The sequence below is a fragment of the Photobacterium sp. GB-72 genome (genome assembly GCF_003026095.1).
In the GTDB taxonomy this organism is placed as follows: Bacteria; Pseudomonadota; Gammaproteobacteria; order Enterobacterales; family Vibrionaceae; genus Photobacterium.
Genome location: NZ_PYNV01000063.1, coordinates 1 through 501 on the forward strand (window position 1 = coordinate 1; position 501 = coordinate 501).

The 501-nt window shown below is 47.7% G+C and carries 1 protein-coding gene; it reads right to left on the reverse strand.

Going from position 1 to position 501, the window contains the following annotated elements; translation table 11 throughout:
* Positions 1 to 501, reverse strand: a 501-nt coding sequence (locus tag C9J40_RS21925; RefSeq protein WP_146144365.1) for a hypothetical protein, incomplete at both ends; no start/stop codon positions are given.

Below are 501 nucleotides of genomic sequence, written 5' to 3' on the forward strand. Positions count from 1 at the left end.
AACTGTTACCTGAAGCCTGATGATCCAGTGGTTGTTCTTGGATGATTTTAACTTCGACGTTAACGTTTTGACCCGCTTGCGTTGGGGTTAATTCAACACGTACGGCAACCGTATCAGTACCTGCGATAGTACCGACCAAGTTACCATTGGCATCAATCGTAAAGGTTAATGGTTTGCCGCCGGATGTAAGCTCAGCGTTGAGCTCTTTAATTAAATCCGCTTGCTGCGTCGCATCAATGGCAACGGTGGTTGGATCGAGGCGATCTTCACCCGCAACCAGTGTTAACTCACCGGTTTTCTCTACCGGATAAGTGGTATCTGCGCCACCTGTGCTTGTGCCGCTGCCATCCACATCACGGTCACCTTCGGTGATAGTGATATCAATGTTTTCACCACCTGCCGCATCTGTACCATCTTTTATCGTGATGTTGAGTTCACCACTAGCCGTATCACCGTCTTTATCTGTCGCGGTAACATCAAGCTTAATATCAGCAATATCGA